Genomic DNA, 17,986 nt, shown 5'->3' on the forward strand with positions numbered 1-17,986 from the left:
CTCTCGTGCGGGCGCGCACGCCACACGGGCGGGCGCGCCGGTTGGGGTCGATGCGGCCCCACAGTGTACCGACTTGCCCACCGATTGCGGCACGCCGCGCGGTGCCTGCGCCGTCAGGCCGTGCGCACCGGCGGCGGTGGCGCGGGCAGCCAGCGCAGCAGCGCACGTAGCGCCGCGCCGTACAGCGGCAGCAGCGCCAGCAGGCTGAACGCCAGCTTGGTGGCGTAGTCCACCCAGGCGATTTCGACCCAGTGCTCGGCCATGAACGGGTCGGCGCTGCGCCAGAACGCGACCGAGAAAAAGACGAACGTGTCGAGCAGGCTGCCGATCACGGTCGAGGCGGCCGGGGCGATCCACCACTGTGGCAGCGCGCGCAGGCGGGCAAACACGGCGATGTCGGCCAGCTGCCCGACGACGTAGGCGATGAAGCTGGCCAGCGCAATGCGAAAGACGAAGGCATTGAACTCGCCGAGCGCCGCCCAGCCGTTGAAGCGGCCCTCGAAAAACAGCACCGAGACGACGTAGGACGCCACCAGTGCCGGCAGCATGACGCGCGCCACCACGCGCCGTGCGGCCGGTGCGCCGATCAGCCGAACCGTCAGGTCGGTGATGACGAAGATGAGCGGGAAGGTGAACGCCCCCCACGTGGTGTGCACGCCGAACAGCTGAAACGGCAATTGCACCAGGTAGTTGCTGGCGATGATGATGACGATGTGGAGGGCCACCAGCGTGGGCAGCCCCAGCCAGCCGGGCCGCTGGCCGGCGGCGATAGGGGTCGAGTGCATGAGAAGTCCTTTTTTTTTGCGATGACGATGGGGTGAGGGAACCCATCCGACGGGATGCGGAGCATACCCGAAATCGGCCCGAGATGATTTACCTCACCACGCGCGCACGATGTCGAGCGCTTCCTCGATGCGGCCGATCGGGTGCACCTCCATCGCGTCGAGCACCTCGCGCGTGGCGGCGTCGGGCTTGCGTGGCAGGTTGGCCGCCGGCACCAGCGCGACGCGAAAGCCCAGCTTGGCCGCCTCGCGCAACCGCTCCAGTCCCCGCGGCGCGGGGCGCACCTCGCCGGCCAACCCCACCTCGCCAAAGGCGACGAAGCGCGTCGGCAGCGCGCGGCCGCGCAGCGACGACTGGATGGCCAGCAACACCGCCAGGTCGGCCGCGGGCTCGGCGATGCGCACACCGCCCACGGCGTTGACGAACACATCCTGATCCGCGCACGCCAGCCCCGCGTGGCGGTGCAGCACGGCCAGCAGCATGGCCAGCCGGTCGCGCTCCAGCCCCACGGACAGCCGCCGCGGCGCGGCGCCCCCGCCGTCGACCAGCGCCTGGATTTCCACCAGCAGCGGGCGCGTGCCTTCCAACGTCACCAGCACGCAGCTGCCCGGTACCGGCTGGGGATGTTGGCTCAGGAACAGCGCGCTCGGGTTGCTCACGCCTTTCAAGCCGCGCTCGGTCATCGCAAACACGCCCATCTCGTTGACGGCGCCGAACCGGTTTTTGATCGCACGCACCAAACGGAAGCTGCTGTGCGTGTCGCCTTCGAAGTACAGCACGGTATCGACCATGTGCTCGAGCACGCGCGGGCCGGCCAGCGCGCCTTCCTTGGTCACGTGGCCCACCAGCACCAGGGTCGTGCTGCGCTGCCCGTCGCCGCCCGATTTGGCCAGTCGCGTCAGGTGCGCTGCACACTCACGCACCTGCGCGACCGACCCCGGTGCCGAGGCGAGCTGTTCGGTATAGACGGTCTGGATCGAGTCGATCACCGCTACTGCGGGCCGCTCGCGCTCCAGCGTGGCGACGATGCGCTCGAGCTGGATTTCGGCCAGCACCGGCACCTGGCTGTCGATAAGGCCCAGTCGGCGCGCGCGCAGCGCCACCTGGGCGCCGCTTTCCTCGCCGGTCACATACAGCGTGGGCAGCCCCGCACGTTGCAGCGCATCCAGCGCCTGCAACAGCAGCGTGGATTTGCCGATGCCGGGGTCGCCGCCGATGAGCACCACCGCGCCGGCGACGATGCCGCCGCCCAGCACCCGGTCGAGCTCAGGCAAGCCGGTGGGCGTGCGCGCCACGTCGGCGGCCTCGATGTCGCCCAGCCGCGTCAGCGTGCCGGTGCTGGCCAGCCCCTGGCGTAGGGCGCTGAGGCGGTGCCTGCCCGGGGCCGGCTCGGCCAGCGCCTCTACCAGCGTATTCCAGGCGCCGCAGTGCGGGCACTTGCCCAGCCAGCGCGGGCTGCTGCCGCCGCATTCGCTGCAAATGTAGGTGGTTTTGTCCTTGGCCATGCGGTCTCAAATCAGATGCAGGTGCGCCAGCACCGCGTCCAGGTGCGCCGCGAAGTCCGACAGCGCGTGATCGCTGCCGGGCACGATGCGCTGCGGGCTGCCGGGGTAGCGCGCCACCATCTCGCGCCAGTCCAAGACCTCGTCCCCGGTGGCGGCCACCAGCAGCACGCGCGCCGGCTCGGGCAGGGCACCCACTGCCAGCGCGCGCAGCTCCTGCACGTATTCGGGGCGAAAGAAAAAGCGCTCCTGTGGGTCGTGCCACGCGGTGTGCTCGCCGATGTGCCGAGCCAGGTCACGCGCCGGGTCCACCGCCGGGTTGAGCAGCACCGCGCGGCAGCCGGTCAGCGCCGCCAGCCGGGTGGCGTAAAAGCCGCCCAGCGAGGAGCCGATGACGCCCATCGCGCCCCGGGGCCAGTCTGCCACGCTGCGCTCGATCAAAGCCCAGGCCGCCGCGGGCGACGGCGGCAACTGGGGGCAGCACCAGGTCACGCGCGGGTGGTCGCGCGCGACGCGCTCGGCGACCATGCGCGCCTTGGTCGAGCGCGGCGACGAGCGAAAGCCGTGCAAGTACAGCAAATGGCTCACGGGCGCGAGCGCCGGCAGCGATGGACGGGGCGTTGGTGCGGATGCCATGGCGCGCAGCATAATCCATGCCCCATGGCTGTCGTCCTGCAAAAACCCCCGCTGCTGTCGCGTCTGGCGCCGCTGGTGCGCGGCTTTGATGGGCGGTTTTTACTCGCCGTGGCGCTGCTGGCGCTCATCGGCCAGGGGGTGATGTGGTCGGTGGCGTACGACATCCCCGGGCGCTACGCCGACCACCTGCGCAACCTGCTCATCGCGGCCGTGGTCATGTTTGCGGTCGCGCAGATACCGCCGCAGCGGCTGCAGGCGCTGGCGGTGCCCACCTACGCCGCCGGTGTCGTCCTGCTGGTGGCCGTGGAACTGTTTGGCGTCACGCGCAAGGGGGCGCAGCGCTGGCTCGACTTGGGCGTCATCACCATCCAGCCCAGCGAGATCATGAAGATCGCGATGCCACTGATGCTGGCGTGGTGGTTCCAGCGCCGCGAGGGGCGGCTGCAGGCGCGCGAATTCGCGGTGGCGCTGGGCTTGTTGGCCGTGCCCGTCGCGCTCATCCTCAAGCAGCCCGATTTGGGCACGGCGCTGTTGGTGGCGGCCTCGGGCTTGTTCGTCATTTATCTGGCCGGGCTGAGTTGGAAGCTGATCGTGCCGCCGCTGCTGCTGGGGGCCGTGGGCATCGTCACGCTGATCGTGATGGAGCCCCAGTGGTGCGCGCCGGGGGTCGATTGGGTGGTGCTGCACGAATACCAGCGCCAGCGCGTGTGCACGCTGCTGGATCCGACCCGTGACCCGCTCGGTAAGGGGTTTCATATCCTGCAGGGCCTCATCGCCATTGGCTCGGGCGGCCTGTGGGGAAAAGGTTTCATGCAGGGGACGCAGACGCACCTGGACTTCGTGCCCGAGCGCAGCACGGATTTCATCTTCGCGGCGTTTGCCGAGGAGTTTGGCTTCGTCGGGGTGCTGATATTGCTGGCGGCGTACACCTATTTCATCGCGCGCGGGCTGATGCTGGCGGCCGAGGCGTCCACCTTGTTTGGGCGCCTGCTGGCGGGAGCGCTGATATTGGTGCCGGCGGTCTACGCGTTTGTCAATATGGGCATGGTCAGCGGCATCTTGCCCGTGGTGGGCGTGCCGCTGCCGTTTTTGAGCTACGGTGGCACCGCCATGGTCACGCTGGGAGCCAGCCTTGGCATGATGCTGTCGGTGGGCCGCCACAAGCGCCTGATTCCCACTTGAGGGAGTGTCCCCGTGCACGGTCGGACGGGGCTGCCTACAATGCCGTCATGATCGCCGTCGAACCCACCCTAGCGCGCCTGGCCACGGCGCGCGCTTTGTTGCTCGAGCCTTATGGCTTGGACGAAACCCATCTGCGCCGCGCGCTGTCGGCCATCATGGCGCCCGGTGTCGATGACGCCGACCTGTACTTCCAGTACACGCGCAGCGAGGGCTGGAGCCTGGAGGAGGGCATCGTCAAGACCGGGTCGTTCAGTATCGACCAGGGGGTCGGCGTGCGCGCCGTCAGCGGCGACAAGACGGCATTTGCCTACTCCGACGACTTGTCGTGGGCCGCGCTGCGCGAGGCGGCCGAGAGTGTGCGCGCCATCGGCCGCCAGGGCGGGGCACAGTGTGCGCGCGTCGGGCGGCGCCGGACGCGCCCTTCGGTGGCGCCGTCGCGCCAGCTCTACGGGGGGCACGACCCCATCGCCACGCTGGAGAGCGCCGCCAAAGTGGCGCTGCTCGAACGCGTCGAGAAGATGGCGCGCGCGCGCGACCCGCGTATCGTGCAGGTGATGGCCGGGCTGGCAGCGGAGTACGACGTGGTGCTGGTGGCGCGCGCCGATGGTGTGCTGGCGGCCGATGTGCGGCCCTTGGTGCGGCTGTCGCTGACCGTGATCGCGCAGCAAGGCGAGCGGCGCGAGGTCGGCACCTCGGGCGGCGGCGGTCGCTTTGGGCTCGACCGCTTCGACGACGCGCTGCTGGCGCGCTACGTGGACGAGGCGGTGCAGGCCGCGCTGACCAACCTGGAGTCGCGCCCCGCCCCGGCGGGCGAGATGACCGTGGTGTTGGGCCCCGGGTGGCCTGGCGTGCTGCTGCACGAGGCCGTGGGCCACGGGCTGGAGGGGGATTTCAATCGCAAAGGTTCCAGCGCGTTTGCCGGTCGCATCGGCGAGCGCGTCGCGGCCAAGGGTGTGACCGTGCTCGACGACGGCACCCTCGAGGGCCGACGCGGCTCGCTCAACATGGACGACGAGGGCAACGCCAGCCAGCGCAACGTGCTCATCGAGGACGGTATCTTGCGCGGCTACTTGCAGGACCGGCTCAACGCCCGCCTGATGGGGGTGGCCCCCACCGGCAACGGTCGGCGCGAGAGCTATGCCCACTTGCCCATGCCGCGCATGACCAACACCTACATGCTGGCGGGCGAGCACGACCCGCAGGAAATCATCGCCAGTGTGCGCCGCGGTCTGTACGCCACCCAGTTCGGCGGCGGACAGGTCGATATCACCAGTGGCAAGTTCGTCTTTTCGGCCAGCAGCGCGTGGTGGGTGGAAAACGGCCGCCCCGTCTATCCGGTCAAGGGCGCGACCCTCATCGGCAGCGGGCCGGAAGCGCTCAAGCGCGTGGTCCTGATCGGCCGTGACCTCGCGCTCGACAGCGGCATCGGCACCTGCGGCAAAGAGGGCCAGAGCGTGCCCGTGGGCGTTGGGCAGCCGACCCTGCGCCTGGACGGGCTGACCGTGGGGGGGACGGCCTGATGGCCACCGTCGCAGCGCGCCCGAGCGTTGCACCCGCACGACAACGGCGCGGTGCGTGCGGGTTGTCAGCATCGTGTCATGCAGGCTGTGCTACAGTCAGGCCTATGCAACTGCGCGGCTTTTACTTCGGCACCTTTTGGTTCTCACGCGTCACCGACGGCAGAGAGGTCTGAAAGCGCCCTGTAACAGCCCACTGAACTCGAAACCGTCGGTCCCCACCGGCGGTTTTTTTTTGACTTCATCTCCCACCCTCTCCAAGGAGCGACCCATGAGCCCGAGCCCCAGCAAAGCCAGCAGCACCGATGCGTGGTATCCGCACCCGGCCGACCGCACCAGTCAGACCGACGACCAACGCATCGAGGACATCACCGTGCTGCCGCCGCCCGAGCATCTGATTCGCTTCTTTCCGATTCGCGGTACCGCGATCGAAAAGCTCATCACCCACACGCGCCGCGCCATCCACCAAATCCTGCACGGCAAGGATGACCGGCTGCTCGTCATCATCGGGCCGTGCTCCATCCATGACCCGGCCGCGGCCATGGACTACGCCCGGCGTCTGAAGGCGCTGCGCGATCAGCACGCCGACACGCTGGAGGTGGTGATGCGCGTGTATTTCGAAAAGCCACGCACCACGGTGGGCTGGAAAGGGCTGATCAACGATCCCTACCTGGACGAGAGTTTTCGCATCGATGAAGGCCTGCGTATCGCGCGCCAGCTCCTCATCGACATCAATCGGCTGGGGCTGCCGGCGGCGAGCGAATTTCTCGACGTCATCAGCCCGCAGTACATCGCCGACCTGATTGCCTGGGGTGCGATCGGCGCCCGTACCACCGAGAGCCAGGTGCACCGTGAGCTGGCCTCGGGGCTGAGCGCGCCCATCGGTTTCAAGAATGGCACCGACGGCAACATCCGCATCGCCACCGACGCCATTCAGGCCGCTAGCCGGCCGCACCATTTCCTGTCGGTGCACAAAAATGGCCAGGTCGCCATCGTACGCACCAAGGGCAATACCGATTGCCACGTCATCTTGCGCGGCGGCAAGCTGCCCAACTACGACGCCGATAGCGTGGCCATCGCCTGCCAGCAATTGCAAGAGGCCAAACTGCCCGCGCGCGTGATGGTCGACTGCAGCCACGGCAACAGCCAAAAACAGCACGAGCGCCAGGTGGACGTGGCGCGCGACATCGCTGGTCAGATCGCGGCGGGGTCGGACCGCATCTTTGGCATCATGGTCGAGAGCCACTTGCGGGCTGGGGCGCAGAAATTCACGCCCGGCAAGGACGACCCGGCCACGCTGGAATACGGCCGCAGCATCACCGACGCCTGCATCGACTGGGACACCTCGGTTCAGGTGCTGCAGATGCTGGCCGATGCCGTCGCGCAGCGGCGCTCGCGCAAGGCCAAGCGGGCATGAGCAGAGTGGGGCACGCGGCCGACGGGTCTCGGGTAGGATAGGCACCCATCGTCCCACCCCGCAAAGCCCTGCCATGCGCAACCACGTCATCGTTCACTTCGGCCCCGATCGGGAGTACACGTTCGACCTCGACGAGGTGCAGCCCATGCCGCACGAGCTGGCGCGGCAGTGGCTCGATCAGCAATTCATCGAGCTGGGCTGCGAGCCGCTGCGTCTGAGCGGCAAGGTGCTGACGGCCGACAAGGTGCTGGCCATCGCCCAGACCGTGGGCGAGGAGCGCTTTGCCGACCCGGCCCACCGGCCCTGGGCCATGGTGTACGCGCGCGCCGCCAGCAGCCTGCTCGGCAAGCCCGTCGTCAAGGTGGACGTGCCGGCGATGACCGTGGGCTACTGAGCGCCAGCGCGCGCGCGCAGCGCTGCCAACAGCCGCTCGTGCACGCCGCCGAAGCTGCCGTTGCTCATGCACAACAGGTGGTCGCCCGGCTGCACCGTGGCCAGCACCTGCGTGACCAGGGTGTCGATGTCGGGCGCCACCTTGGCCCGCTCGCCCAGTGGGGCCAGTGCGGCGGCCGCGTCCCAGTCCAGCCCGCCGGCGTGGCAAAACGCCCACTCGGCCCCCGCCAGCGCCCACGGCAGCTGGGCTTTCATCGTGCCCAGCTTCATGGTATTGGAGCGCGGCTCGAAAATGGCAAGAATCCGCTCGTGCGCACGCCCCTCGCGCTGCAGGCGTCGGTGCAAGCCGTCGATCGTGGTGCGTATCGCCGTCGGGTGGTGGGCGAAGTCGTCGTACACCGTCACCTCGCCACCGGGCAGGGCCACGCGCCCGCGCACCTCCAGCCGCCGCCGCACGCCTTGAAACGCTGCCAGGGCCTCGGCCGCCTGCGCCGGATCGACGCCCACGTGCTCGGCGGCCGCGATGGCGGCCAGCGCGTTGAGCTGGTTGTGCACCCCGGCCAGCGACCAGCGCACCCGCGCCACCGGCTGCCCGCGGCGCAGCACCGTGAAATCCTGCGGCTCGCCCTCGGCCGTGTAATCGCTGTCGGTGGCGCCGAAGGTGCGCAGCTCGCTCCAACATCCTTGGTGAAGCACGCGGGTCAGGCTCTCCTCCAACCCGTTGGCGATCACGCGGCCGCTGGCGGGCACGGTGCGCAGCAGGTGGTGAAACTGCCGCTCGATGGCCGCCAAATCGTCGAAGATGTCGGCGTGGTCGAATTCCAGGTTGTTGAGCACCGCCGTGCGCGGCCGGTAGTGCACGAACTTGCTGCGCTTGTCGAAAAATGCGGTGTCGTACTCGTCGGCCTCGATCACGAACGGCGTGCGTTCGTCGGGTGTCGGCAGCCGCCCCAAGCGGGCCGAGACGCCAAAATCGTGCGGCACGCCCCCGACCAGAAAGCCCGGCTCGCACCCGGCGTGCGCCAGGATCCACGCCAGCATCGCGGTGGTCGTCGTCTTGCCGTGCGTGCCAGCGACCGCCAGCACGTGGCGGCCGTGCAGCACGTGCTCGCCCAGCCACTGGGGGCCACTGGTGTAGCGCGCCCCGGCGTCCAGAATCGCCTCCATCAACGGAAACTTCGGCGAGCCGTCGGCCAGCCGGGCGCGGCTGACCACATTGCCCACCACGTACAGGTCGGGCCGCAGCGCCAACTGATCGGCGCCATAGCCTTCGATCAGGTCGATGCCCAAGGCGCGCAGTTGATCGCTCATGGGCGGATAAACGCCGGCGTCGCAGCCGGTCACCCGGTGGCCCGCTTCGCGCGCCAGCGCCGCCAGCCCGCCCATGAAGGTGCCACCAATACCCAAAATGTGGATGTGCATCCCGGCATTATCGCGGCCGCGCCTGGGGTCTCGCGCCGATGGCGGACAATGCGGGCATGGATGACGACGTGCAGCGGGAATGGGCGGCGGTCGCTGCCGCCTTGATGGTGGACGAGGGGCTGGAGGCGCGCCGGGCGCTGCAGCGCGCGCTGACCCGGTTGCGCCTGCCCGCCCGTACGCCGCCGCCCGGGCCTGCCATGATCGATGCCGCGGTGCGCGAGCACTTGGCGATCTTTCACGCCGACACGCAGCCCGCCGAGTTGCGTGCCTTGCGCGAGACGGCGCTCGCCTGGATGGAGCGGCTGGCGGCGTTCGAGCCCTTGCTGGGGGGTGCCGTCTGGCACGGCACGGCAACGCGCCTGTCTGACATTCACCTGCAGCTCTTCAGCGACGACCCGAAGGCGGTGGAAATCGCACTCATCAACGCGGGGCTGGATTACGACGCGCGCTGCGCGCCGGGTTTGCAAGGCAAGGAGACGAGTGTGCTGAGCCTGACCGTGCGCTGCGATGGACTGGGCGAGGCGGTCGGCCTGCACCTGTGGGTCAACGATGCGCAGGCCCAGCGCGGCGCGCGCCTGCCCGACGCGCTGGGGCGGGTACCGCGCGGCACGCGTGCCGAACTGCGAAACTTGCTCGCGGCGGCCGAATCCGACGCGGCGAAAGGATGCGAGACATGCAACGACGGACCGTGACGATCGCTGCCGTGGCGGCCGCGGCGGCGGCCGCTGGCGGCGCGCTGTCGTGGTGGCGGCTGGCGCCGACCGATCCCGCCGCCGGGGCCGAGCAGGCGTTTTGGGCGCTGCGCTGGGACGCGCCCGACGGCGGCGAGATCCAAGCGCAGGCCTTTCGCGGCCGGGCGCTGCTGGTCAATTTCTGGGGCACCTGGTGCCCGCCGTGTGTCGAGGAACTGCCGTTACTGGAGCGCTTCTACCGCGAGCGGCAGGCCCAGGGCTGGCAGGTGCTGGCGCTGGCGATCGATCAGCCGAGTGCGGTGCGCCAGTTTCTGCAGCGCCAGCCGTTGTCGTTCCCCATCGGGCTGGCGGGCTTGGGTGGCACGGAACTCGCGCGGTCGTTGGGCAACACCACAGGGGCGCTGCCGTTTACCGTGGTGCTCGATCGCAGCGGCCGGGTGGTGCAGCGCAAGCTGGGGCAGGTCAAGCTGTCGGATTTGCAGGCCTGGGCCGACGCGATTCGATGAGCGCCGGGTCACGCCGCTGCCGGGCGTGACGGCTCGGCGGATCGCTGCTGCAGCCAGTCCTGCAGCGCGTCGGCGGGCATCGGGCGCGCGTACAAAAAGCCTTGGCAGTGGTCGCAATCCAAATCGAGCAGCGCCTGCACCTGCTCGGGCCGCTCCACGCCCTCGGCCACGGTTTCCATCGACAGGGCATGACCCATTTGCACGATGGCGGCCACGATCGCCGCATCGGTCGGGTTTTCTGGCACCGCTGTGATGAAGCTGCGGTCGATCTTGAGCCGGTGCAGCGGAAAGCGTCGCAAATACACCAAGCTGGAGAAACCGGTGCCGAAGTCGTCCAGTGCCAGGGTCACCCCCAGGTCGGCGAGCGCCTGCAGCTTGGCCAGCGCCTCGTCGGTGTCACGGATCAGGATCGACTCGGTCAGTTCCAACTCCAGCCACTGCGGTGGCAAGCCGTGCCGCTGCAGCGCATCGGCCACGTCCTGTACGAAGTCGGCCTGCTGAAACTGCAACGCCGACACGTTGACGGCCACTTGCAGTGGGCGGCCTTGTGCCGCCCATTGGGCGGCCTGCGCGATGGCGCTGTCCAGCACCCATTGCCCCAGCAAGGCGATCAGCCCCGTTTCCTCGGCGACGGCGATGAAGGTGCCCGGCATCACCAACCCCTCGCCCGGGCGCTGCCAGCGCAGCAGGGCCTCGCAGCCCGTGGCCCGGCCGGTGCGCAGCTCCACCCGGGGCTGGTAGTGCAGCATAAACTCGCCGCGTTCCAGGCCCTGCCGCATCGCGTGGTCCATCTGGATGCGTGCGAGCAGGTCGGCATTCATGTCGGCTTGGTAGAAGCGATAGTGCCCTTTGCCGCGCTCCTTGACCTGGTACATCGCGGTGTCGGCGTGCTGGATCAGCTCATCCAGGGTCGCGCCATCGTCGGGATACATCGCGATGCCGATGCTGCACGAGAGTGTGAACTGCATTTCCTCGATCGAGACCGGCTGCTCGATCGCCTCGATGATGCGTCGTGCGGTGATCTCCGCGGCACGGCGGTCGGCGTCGTGCAGGTGGATGACGAACTCGTCGCCACCCAGGCGCGCCAGCGTGTCGGTCTGGCGCAGACAGCGCTGCAGGCGCGCGGCCACCTCGACCAACACGCGGTCACCAAACAGGTGCCCGAGCGAGTCGTTGATGCTCTTGAAGCGGTCCAAATCGAGGAACAGCAGCGCAAAGCCGCGGCCATGGCGCTGTGCCAGCCGCACGGCGTGCCCGACGCGCTCACCCAACATCAGGCGGTTGGGCAGGCCCGTCAGCGGGTCGGTGTAGGCCAGTTGTTCGATGCGGCGTTGGGCCTCGAGTTTTTCCGACAAATCCTTGGCAAACAACACCGTGTGCAAGGGCTGGCCTTGGCCGTCGCGCAGCAGCACCCACGACGCCAGCAACGCCACGCCGGGTGCCTCACGCCGGCGCAGCCAAAGCTCGCCTTCCCAATAGCCCTTGGCTTGCAGCGCGGTGTCTACCTCCTGCAGCCAGTCCGGCCGCCCAGGGGCGTATAGCAGGGCCTCCACCGAATCGCCCTGTGGGTCTGCCGCATCCAGCCCCGCCAGCCGCAGGGCGGCGGGATTGCAGGCGACGATGCGGTGCCGCGGGTCGGTCAGGACGATCGGGTCGAGGCTGGCTTCGAACAGCTTGGCCGCCAAGCGCAGTTTGGCGTCGGTGGCGGCGCGTTCGGTCACGTCGCGGTGGGTGTAGACGCGCCCGATCGGGCGGCCGCGCGCCAGTTGCGGGCGTGAGGCCCGCTCGAGGATGCGGCCGTTGCGCAGCACGATGACATCGTGCGCCTCGAGCAGCGGGGCGCGTTGCAGCTCGCCGAGCCGGCTCTGAAAACCCGTCGGATCGGACACGCTGCTGGCCAGATGGGCCCAGATCGCGGCGTCGTCCTGGTGTGTGAGCAGCTCGTCCGGCAGCCCCCACAGTGCGGCAAACGGGCGGTTGAACGCGCGGATGTGGCCTTGCAGGTCGCACACCAGAATGCCGTCCGAGGTGGACTCCAGCGCCGCGCGCAGCTCGGTCAGCAATGCTTCGAGCTGCTGACAGGTTTGCTGCCATTCACGGCAGTCCTGCATCGCCACCAGCACCACCGTCTCGCCGCCGTCGGGCGTCACGGGGGTGATGCGCCGCTGCACGCGCACCAGCGAGCCGTCGGCCCGGCGCACCGTGGCTTCGGACTCTAGCGTCTGCACGATGCCGGCCTGCCACTCCTGCCAGTACACATGGTCCTGCGGGTCGGCGATCCAGTCCTGCACCGGGCTGCCCAGCAGCGTCTCGCGCGGCACGCCCAGCAGCCGCGCGGCCGACGCGTTGACCGTCAGCACGCGCAGCGTGCGCGGGTCGATCACCCATACCGCCTCCAGCAGCCCCTCGATGATCGGTGCCCAGTGCACATAACTCATGCCGCGGCCTCCCGGGCCTCGCCCTCGGGTCGAAGCGCGCGCTCGAAAAAATAGCAGTACCGGGGTCGCGGCTCCAAATAGTCGAGCGCGGCGCGCGGCAGCTGATCAGGGCGCAGACTGCGTTGGATGGATAGGTCTGGCGTGTCTTGCAGGTCGAGCAGCAGCGCTTCGCTGCGTGGCGTGCGTGGATCGTGCACCAGCACGCGCGGCTTGAGCGGGCGAGCCGCGTTGACCGCCTGCACTTGCGCAAAGCGCCCGTCGCTGAGTTGCACGATCGAGCCTGGCGGATAAACGCCGACCATGCGGATGAAGGCGCTCAAGGTCTTGGCATCGAAGCGCGACTTGTGCATGGCAAACAGCCGTGACAGTGCCTCGTGCGGCGTCAGGGCCCGCGCCGGGTTGAGGGGGTTGCACATCCCGTCGTAGCGGTTGATGAGCGCCAGAACGTGGGCCGCAGGGGACATCTCCGCACCGCTGCATCCCCGGGGAAAGCCGCTGCCGTCGGCCGCCTCGTGGTGCTGCGCGATCGCCTGCACCACGGCAGGCGCCAAGGCCATCGCCTGCGCCAGCGTCACGCCGTGCTCGACGTGCTCCTGGTACACCTTGAGCTGCGTCGCGGTGAAGGCATCGTCTTTGTAGCGCACCAAGTCGGGCAGGCGCACCTTGCCGATGTCGTGCACGAACGCTGCCAGGCCCAGCGCCGTCTGTTCGTCGGCGCTCAGCCCCATCGCGCGGCCGAGCAGCAGCGCCAGCACCGTTACGTTCATCGCGTGCTGCGCGCCGCGGTCACCCTGCACATCGCCCAGCAGACGGATGGCCGACTCGCCCTGGCCGTCGATGTCGGCCAGCAACGACCCGACCAGCGTGTGCGCCTCGGCCGCAGCGGCCCGTGGATCGCGCTCCACCGCCTCTTGCAGCGCCCGATAGCGCCGCGCCCCTTCGTGGTATTGGCGCTCGCAGCGCTGCAGCGACCGGCGTTGCTCGGCCAGCGCCTGGGCGCGCGGGTCGGAGGGCGTACGAGGGGTGGAGGCCTCGGCCGCTGGGGTATCCGCGGGGCGCCGATCCGCGCCGGGCAGCGCGGGCGCTTCCAGTGCCTCCAGGTCGCTGCGCGCGGGGTCGATGCGCACCCGGGTCAGGCCCAGCGCCTGGATGGTCTCGATCTGCCGCTGCGACGTCAGCCGAAACTGGTTGCGCGGAAACGGATGCTCCATCCAGCCGAGGTCGAGCAGGACGTAGTGCCCGACCCGCAGATCCGCTACGGGGATCAGGGGTAGCGACGCGTCAGGCATCCTGGGGTCCTCGGGTCAACATGACGGGATTATCGCAACGAAACCCCGATTCGAGCGCTTTTTGCGGCTTGCGGCACTGTCGGTCGTACTACAGTATGGGTTGGATGCCACTCTATGTACGTTCCATTGCCGATCGATGACATCACCCTGGGCGAGCCGCTGCCGGTCGACGTCTGGGATGGCCACGGCCAGCTGCTGCTGCGCAAGGGGCAGCCGGTTCGCGATGAGCGCCATCGCGAATGGTTACGCCTGCACAACGCACAGGTCAAAAGTGACGAGTTTCGCGACTGGACCTACCGCTATACCGCGGCCATCGACCGCGCGCTGCGTGGCGAGCAGCCGCTGGAGGACATCGCGGCCGTCGCGCGGCCCATGGGCGTGGCGGAGGCGCCCGCGCCCGATCCCGAGCAGCGGCCGATCGAGGAGCACTGGGCCGACGTGCACGAGCAGCTCACCCTGCTGCTGCACCAGGGGCAGGAGGTCCATGACTTTGGCGACCGCTTCTTGCGCATCGAACAGCGCGTGCTGGCGCTGACGCGCTTGCGCATCGACGACAGCCTGTTCGTGCTGGTGCAGATGTTGATGGACCGCCGCCAGGGCTACAGTGCCAGCCATGCCTTGCTGTGTGGTCTGGTGGTGCGGCTGGTGGGGCAGACGTTGGGCTGGGCGGCGCCGCGTCTGCAGGCGCTGCAGCGCGCCGCCATGACCATGAACGTCGGCATGGCGCGGCTGCACGACGATCTGGCGCGGCAGGACACCCCGCTGACGCGCGATCAGCGGCGCGTCGTCTTCGACCATCCGGTGCGTGGCGAGGCGCTGCTGCGCGCCGTGGGCGTGCGCGACGAGGCCTGGCTGGAGCTGGTGCGCGACCACCACGAGCAGCTGGGTGGCGCAGGGTACCCGCTGGGCCGGGTCGTCATCAGCGACGACGCCCAACTGCTGCGCATGGCCGATGTGTTCGTCGCGCGCATCAGCCCGCGTCTGAGCCGTGCCGGGCTGCCGGCCCCGCGTGCCGTGCGCGACGTCTACCTGGATGCCAGCGGCATGCCCACGCCGCTCGGGTCGGCGTTCGTCAAGGCGCTGGGCCTGTACCTGCCCGGCACGTATGTCGAGCTGGCCAGCGGCGAGATCGCCGTCGTGGCGCGCCGCGGGCGGCGCGCCAACGTGCCACTGGTGTTTGCCCTGACCACGCGCGACGGCTTGCCGCGCGGCGAGCCGCCGCTGCGCGATACCGCCGACCCGGCCTATGCCGTGCGGCGGGCGGTCGAAGCCGATGCGGTCAAAATCCGAATTCAGCCGTCGCGGTTGTTGGTGAGGATTTGAGGAAGGGAGCGTCTTTGTCGAGGTGCTCTGGGCAGCTCGGCTACCCCGCGGGAGATCGCGATGCGCGCGGGCGATTCCTGGTCGGGGTGAGAGGATTCGAACCTCCGGCCTCTACGTCCCGAACGTAGCGCTCTACCAGGCTAAGCTACACCCCGATGTGCTCCAGCGCTGCCCTCAAGAGCGGCGCTGCAATAGCTGAGCCGCTAATTGTAGCAGAGCTTGCCGGTGCAATTCCTGCGCGGCGCTGCCCGCAGGCAGCGCCGCGGCCGCGTCGATGGCCCGCTGCGCCTCGGCGGCGGCATGGGCGCGCGCCTCGTCCAGGCCGCCGCTGCGCCGCACGATGGCCAAAATGTCGTCGAGCCGCTCCGCGTCGCCGGCTTCGATTGCCTGGCGGATCAGGGTCGCTTCGTCCGGGGTGCAGCGGCGCAGCGTGCAAATGAGGGGCAACGTCACCTTGCCTTCGCGCAGGTCGTCGCCCAGGTTTTTGCCCAACTCGGCGGCGTCGCCCTCGTAGTCCAGCACGTCATCGACGATCTGGAACGCCGCCCCCAGCGCTTCGCCGACGGTGGCGCAACGTTCCTCCGTCTCGGCATCGGCGCCCGCCAATATCGCGGCCAGGCGTGCGCTCGCTTCGAACAGCTTTGCTGTCTTGGCGCGGATGACGCGCAGGTACGCCGCCTCGTCCAGGTGCGCGTCGTGCATGTTCATCAGCTGCAGCACCTCTCCTTCGGCGATCACGTTGGTGGCATCGGCCAGCACGCGCATGATGCGCATGTCGCCGCAATCCACCATCATCTGAAAGGCGCGCGAGTACAAAAAGTCGCCCACCAGCACGCTGGCCGCGTTGCCGAACACTTGGTTGGCGGTATCGCGTCCGCGGCGCAGGGTGGACTCGTCCACCACGTCGTCGTGCAGCAGCGTGGCGGTGTGGATGAACTCGACGACCGCCGCCAGCGTGTGGCGGCGCGGGTCGTGGCAGCCCAGCGCGCCGCACAGCAGCAACAGCAGCGCGGGCCGCACCCGCTTGCCCCCGGCACCGATGATGTAGTGCGCCACCTGACCCACCAACGGTACCTCGCTGCCCAGGCGCTGCTGGATGACGGCATCCACCGCCTGCATGTCGGCGGCGACCAGGGACAGCGCGTGCGCGGGGGAGGAGGGCGGGGTGGCGTTCAAGATGGGGCGTGACGTCCGGGTACCCGGGGCGGCCGGGCGCCGATCAACCCGGCAATTATAGGAAGGCCACACGGCCGGCCCCGACCGCCTATAATGGGGTCGTTCTTCGAGGAGCGTTGCAGCGTTGGCCCCACCGCCAGCGCGAGGCTCGGGGGACGCGGCCGCGCCCGTGCTGGGATGGCGGCTCTCTGGCACAACGACGCTCACCCACCGACGTGGCGTGAGCAACCGTGTGCGCCACGGCGGTGGATGACCATCGAAGGAGTCATCCCATGAACGCACCGCTGAAACAGACCCTCCCCACCGATTGTGTGATCGCCGACATCGGCCTGGCCGATTGGGGCCGCAAGGAAATCCGCATCGCGGAAACCGAAATGCCCGGCCTGATGGCGATCCGCGAGGAATACGCCCCCAGCCATCCGCTCAAAGGCGCGCGCATCGCGGGCAGCCTGCACATGACCATCCAGACTGCCGTGCTGATCGAGACGCTGCAGGTGCTGGGGGCGCAGGTGCGCTGGGCCTCGTGCAACATCTTTTCCACGCAGGACCACGCGGCCGCGGCCATTGCCGCCGCAGGTACGCCGGTGTTCGCCTTCAAAGGCGAGACCTTGGAGCAGTACTGGGACTACACGCACCGCATCTTCGAGTTCGGGCCCGCGGGTGCGCCGGATGAGGGCCCGAACATGATCCTGGACGACGGCGGCGACGCCACGCTGCTGATGCACCTGGGCAAGCGTGCGGAAAAAGACCCGTCCGTCCTCGACCGTCCGACCAGCGACGAAGAGCGCGTGCTGTTTGCCGCCATCCGCCAGCGCCTGGCGCAAGATCCCACCTGGTACAGCCGCAAGAGCGCGCAGATCATCGGCGTGACCGAGGAGACCACCACCGGCGTCAAGCGCCTGCAGCAGATGGCTGCGCGCGGTGAGCTGATGTTTCGCGCCATCAACGTCAACGACTCGGTCACCAAGAGCAAGTTCGACAACCTCTACGGCTGCCGGGAATCGTTGGTGGACGGCATCAAGCGCGCCACCGACGTGATGATCGCCGGCAAGATCGCCGTCGTGTGCGGCTATGGTGACGTGGGCAAGGGCTCGGCGCAGGCGCTGCGCGCGCTCTCGGCCCAGGTGTGGGTGACCGAGATCGATCCCATCTGTGCGCTGCAAGCCGCCATGGAGGGCTACAAGGTCGTCACCATGGACGAGGCGTGCGACAAGGCCGATATCTTCGTCACCGCCACCGGCAACAAGCACGTCATCACCTACGAGCACATGGGGCGCATGAAGGACCAGGCCATCGTGTGCAACATCGGGCACTTCGACAACGAGATCGACGTCGCCTCGCTCGAGGCACGCTGCCGCTGGGAGGAGATCAAGCCCCAGGTCGATCACGTCATCTTCGAAGACGGCAAGCGCATCATCCTGCTGGCAAAGGGGCGCTTGGTCAACCTGGGTTGCGCCACCGGCCACCCCAGCTACGTGATGAGCAGCTCGTTTGCCAACCAGACCATCGCGCAGATCGAGCTCTTCACCCACCGCGACTATTACGAAGTGGGCAAGGTCTACGTGCTACCCAAGCACCTGGACGAGAAGGTGGCGCGACTGCAGCTGAAAAAACTCGGCGCCCGCCTCACCGAACTGACCGATGAGCAGGCCGCCTACATCGGCGTGCCCAAGGAGGGGCCGTACAAGCCCGACAGCTACCGCTATTGAT

At 68.7% G+C, this 17,986-nt stretch carries 15 protein-coding genes, 1 tRNA gene and 1 riboswitch; of the genes, 8 read left to right on the forward strand and 8 right to left on the reverse strand.

Annotated elements, in window-relative coordinates:
* Nucleotides 1–113 precede the first annotated feature (113 nt).
* The 3 genes from ACPYIS_RS05465 to ACPYIS_RS05475 form a co-directional block, all read right to left on the reverse strand.
* Nucleotides 114–785 (reverse strand): 7-cyano-7-deazaguanine/7-aminomethyl-7-deazaguanine transporter, encoded by a 672-nt coding sequence (locus tag ACPYIS_RS05465; protein ID WP_299019074.1) that lies wholly within the window; start codon nt 783–785, stop codon nt 114–116.
* A gap of 93 nt (nt 786–878) precedes the next feature.
* Complete coding sequence (gene radA / locus ACPYIS_RS05470; RefSeq protein WP_424859819.1) at nt 879–2,288, reverse strand: DNA repair protein RadA; 1,410 nt, start codon at nt 2,286–2,288, stop codon at nt 879–881.
* Between the two features lie 6 nt (nt 2,289–2,294).
* Nucleotides 2,295–2,921, reverse strand: a complete 627-nt coding sequence (locus tag ACPYIS_RS05475; protein ID WP_424859818.1) for a YqiA/YcfP family alpha/beta fold hydrolase — start codon at nt 2,919–2,921, stop codon at nt 2,295–2,297.
* A gap of 24 nt (nt 2,922–2,945) precedes the next feature.
* Between ACPYIS_RS05475 and rodA the strand changes: the two genes are divergently transcribed.
* The 4 genes from rodA to ACPYIS_RS05495 all read left to right on the forward strand — a co-directional run bounded on the left by rodA (nt 2,946) and on the right by ACPYIS_RS05495 (nt 7,431).
* Nucleotides 2,946–4,103, forward strand: a complete 1,158-nt coding sequence (rodA, locus tag ACPYIS_RS05480) for a rod shape-determining protein RodA (RefSeq protein ID WP_424859817.1) — start codon at nt 2,946–2,948, stop codon at nt 4,101–4,103.
* A gap of 47 nt (nt 4,104–4,150) precedes the next feature.
* Nucleotides 4,151–5,623 carry a metalloprotease TldD gene (tldD, locus tag ACPYIS_RS05485; protein WP_424859816.1) on the forward strand — a complete coding sequence of 491 codons (1,473 nt, stop codon included), beginning with the start codon at nt 4,151–4,153 and terminating at the stop codon, nt 5,621–5,623.
* Between the two features lie 268 nt (nt 5,624–5,891).
* Nucleotides 5,892–7,037 carry a 3-deoxy-7-phosphoheptulonate synthase gene (locus ACPYIS_RS05490; RefSeq protein ID WP_299021642.1) on the forward strand — a complete coding sequence of 382 codons (1,146 nt, stop codon included), beginning with the start codon at nt 5,892–5,894 and terminating at the stop codon, nt 7,035–7,037.
* Between the two features lie 73 nt (nt 7,038–7,110).
* Entirely contained in the window at nt 7,111–7,431 is a 321-nt protein-coding gene (locus ACPYIS_RS05495; RefSeq protein ID WP_299021640.1) for a hypothetical protein, read from the forward strand.
* Here ACPYIS_RS05495 and mpl read toward each other — a convergent pair.
* The gene (gene mpl / locus ACPYIS_RS05500; RefSeq protein WP_424859815.1) at nt 7,425–8,852 is read right to left on the reverse strand and encodes a UDP-N-acetylmuramate:L-alanyl-gamma-D-glutamyl-meso-diaminopimelate ligase; all 1,428 of its coding nucleotides are present in this window, start codon (nt 8,850–8,852) and stop codon (nt 7,425–7,427) included. The genes ACPYIS_RS05495 and mpl overlap by 7 nt on opposite strands.
* 56 nt (nt 8,853–8,908) lie before the next feature.
* Here mpl and ACPYIS_RS05505 point away from each other — a divergent pair, with 56 nt between their 5' ends.
* Together ACPYIS_RS05505 and ACPYIS_RS05510 are read left to right on the forward strand one after the other, a co-directional pair.
* Nucleotides 8,909–9,544: a hypothetical protein gene (locus ACPYIS_RS05505; RefSeq protein ID WP_424859814.1), complete on the forward strand. Its 636-nt coding sequence runs from the start codon at nt 8,909–8,911 to the stop codon at nt 9,542–9,544.
* On the forward strand, nt 9,526–10,050 hold the full coding sequence (locus ACPYIS_RS05510; protein ID WP_424859813.1) for a TlpA disulfide reductase family protein: 525 nt from the start codon (nt 9,526–9,528) through the stop codon (nt 10,048–10,050). The genes ACPYIS_RS05505 and ACPYIS_RS05510 overlap by 19 nt, the downstream gene beginning before the upstream one ends.
* Nucleotides 10,051–10,058: 8 nt before the next feature.
* Here the strand turns inward: ACPYIS_RS05510 and ACPYIS_RS05515 are convergent, their stop codons facing one another.
* Nucleotides 10,059–12,488, reverse strand: coding sequence for an EAL domain-containing protein (locus ACPYIS_RS05515; protein ID WP_424859812.1), 2,430 nt, complete (start codon nt 12,486–12,488; stop codon nt 10,059–10,061).
* Nucleotides 12,485–13,777 (reverse strand): HD-GYP domain-containing protein, encoded by a 1,293-nt coding sequence (locus ACPYIS_RS05520; protein WP_424894979.1) that lies wholly within the window; start codon nt 13,775–13,777, stop codon nt 12,485–12,487. Before ACPYIS_RS05520 ends, ACPYIS_RS05515 begins: the two co-directional genes overlap by 4 nt.
* Before the next feature lie 114 nt (nt 13,778–13,891).
* On the opposite strand from ACPYIS_RS05520, the gene ACPYIS_RS05525 reads away from it, so the two are divergent.
* Nucleotides 13,892–15,100: an HD-GYP domain-containing protein gene (locus ACPYIS_RS05525; RefSeq protein WP_424894978.1), complete on the forward strand. Its 1,209-nt coding sequence runs from the start codon at nt 13,892–13,894 to the stop codon at nt 15,098–15,100.
* Between the two features lie 78 nt (nt 15,101–15,178).
* On the opposite strand, the gene ACPYIS_RS05530 is transcribed toward ACPYIS_RS05525, so the two are convergent.
* Nucleotides 15,179–15,255: transfer RNA gene (locus ACPYIS_RS05530), tRNA-Pro, on the reverse strand.
* Nucleotides 15,256–15,274: 19 nt separating this feature from the next.
* Nucleotides 15,275–16,219 carry a polyprenyl synthetase family protein gene (locus ACPYIS_RS05535; protein ID WP_424895228.1) on the reverse strand — a complete coding sequence of 315 codons (945 nt, stop codon included), beginning with the start codon at nt 16,217–16,219 and terminating at the stop codon, nt 15,275–15,277.
* 159 nt (nt 16,220–16,378) lie between these two features.
* Nucleotides 16,379–16,488, forward strand: a riboswitch (S-adenosyl-L-homocysteine riboswitch).
* A gap of 60 nt (nt 16,489–16,548) precedes the next feature.
* Between ACPYIS_RS05535 and ahcY the strand changes: the two genes are divergently transcribed.
* A complete protein-coding gene (gene ahcY / locus ACPYIS_RS05540) occupies nt 16,549–17,985 on the forward strand; it encodes an adenosylhomocysteinase (RefSeq protein ID WP_424894977.1) in 1,437 nt (478 codons plus the stop codon).
* Nucleotide 17,986 lies beyond the last annotated feature (1 nt).

This window comes from Tepidimonas sp. HKU78 (genome assembly GCF_049860815.1).
Taxonomy (GTDB): Bacteria; Pseudomonadota; Gammaproteobacteria; order Burkholderiales; family Burkholderiaceae_C; genus Tepidimonas.

Excerpts from the sequence above, each read along its gene's own strand:
- ACPYIS_RS05520 (WP_424894979.1), bottom strand. The coding sequence starts at position 13,777 with ATGCCTGACGCGTCGCTACCCCTGATCCCCGTAGCGGATCTGCGGGTC.
- mpl (WP_424859815.1), bottom strand. The coding sequence starts at position 8,852 with ATGCACATCCACATTTTGGGTATTGGTGGCACCTTCATGGGCGGGCTG.
- rodA (WP_424859817.1), top strand. The coding sequence starts at position 2,946 with ATGGCTGTCGTCCTGCAAAAACCCCCGCTGCTGTCGCGTCTGGCGCCG.
- ahcY (WP_424894977.1), top strand. The coding sequence starts at position 16,549 with ATGAACGCACCGCTGAAACAGACCCTCCCCACCGATTGTGTGATCGCC.
- ACPYIS_RS05465 (WP_299019074.1), bottom strand. The coding sequence starts at position 785 with ATGCACTCGACCCCTATCGCCGCCGGCCAGCGGCCCGGCTGGCTGGGG.
- ACPYIS_RS05495 (WP_299021640.1), top strand. The coding sequence starts at position 7,111 with ATGCGCAACCACGTCATCGTTCACTTCGGCCCCGATCGGGAGTACACG.
- ACPYIS_RS05525 (WP_424894978.1), top strand. The coding sequence starts at position 13,892 with ATGTACGTTCCATTGCCGATCGATGACATCACCCTGGGCGAGCCGCTG.
- radA (WP_424859819.1), bottom strand. The coding sequence starts at position 2,288 with ATGGCCAAGGACAAAACCACCTACATTTGCAGCGAATGCGGCGGCAGC.
- ACPYIS_RS05535 (WP_424895228.1), bottom strand. The coding sequence starts at position 16,219 with ATGCAGGCGGTGGATGCCGTCATCCAGCAGCGCCTGGGCAGCGAGGTA.
- ACPYIS_RS05490 (WP_299021642.1), top strand. The coding sequence starts at position 5,892 with ATGAGCCCGAGCCCCAGCAAAGCCAGCAGCACCGATGCGTGGTATCCG.
- tldD (WP_424859816.1), top strand. The coding sequence starts at position 4,151 with ATGATCGCCGTCGAACCCACCCTAGCGCGCCTGGCCACGGCGCGCGCT.
- ACPYIS_RS05505 (WP_424859814.1), top strand. The coding sequence starts at position 8,909 with ATGGATGACGACGTGCAGCGGGAATGGGCGGCGGTCGCTGCCGCCTTG.
- ACPYIS_RS05515 (WP_424859812.1), bottom strand. The coding sequence starts at position 12,488 with ATGAGTTATGTGCACTGGGCACCGATCATCGAGGGGCTGCTGGAGGCG.
- ACPYIS_RS05475 (WP_424859818.1), bottom strand. The coding sequence starts at position 2,921 with ATGGCATCCGCACCAACGCCCCGTCCATCGCTGCCGGCGCTCGCGCCC.
- ACPYIS_RS05510 (WP_424859813.1), top strand. The coding sequence starts at position 9,526 with ATGCAACGACGGACCGTGACGATCGCTGCCGTGGCGGCCGCGGCGGCG.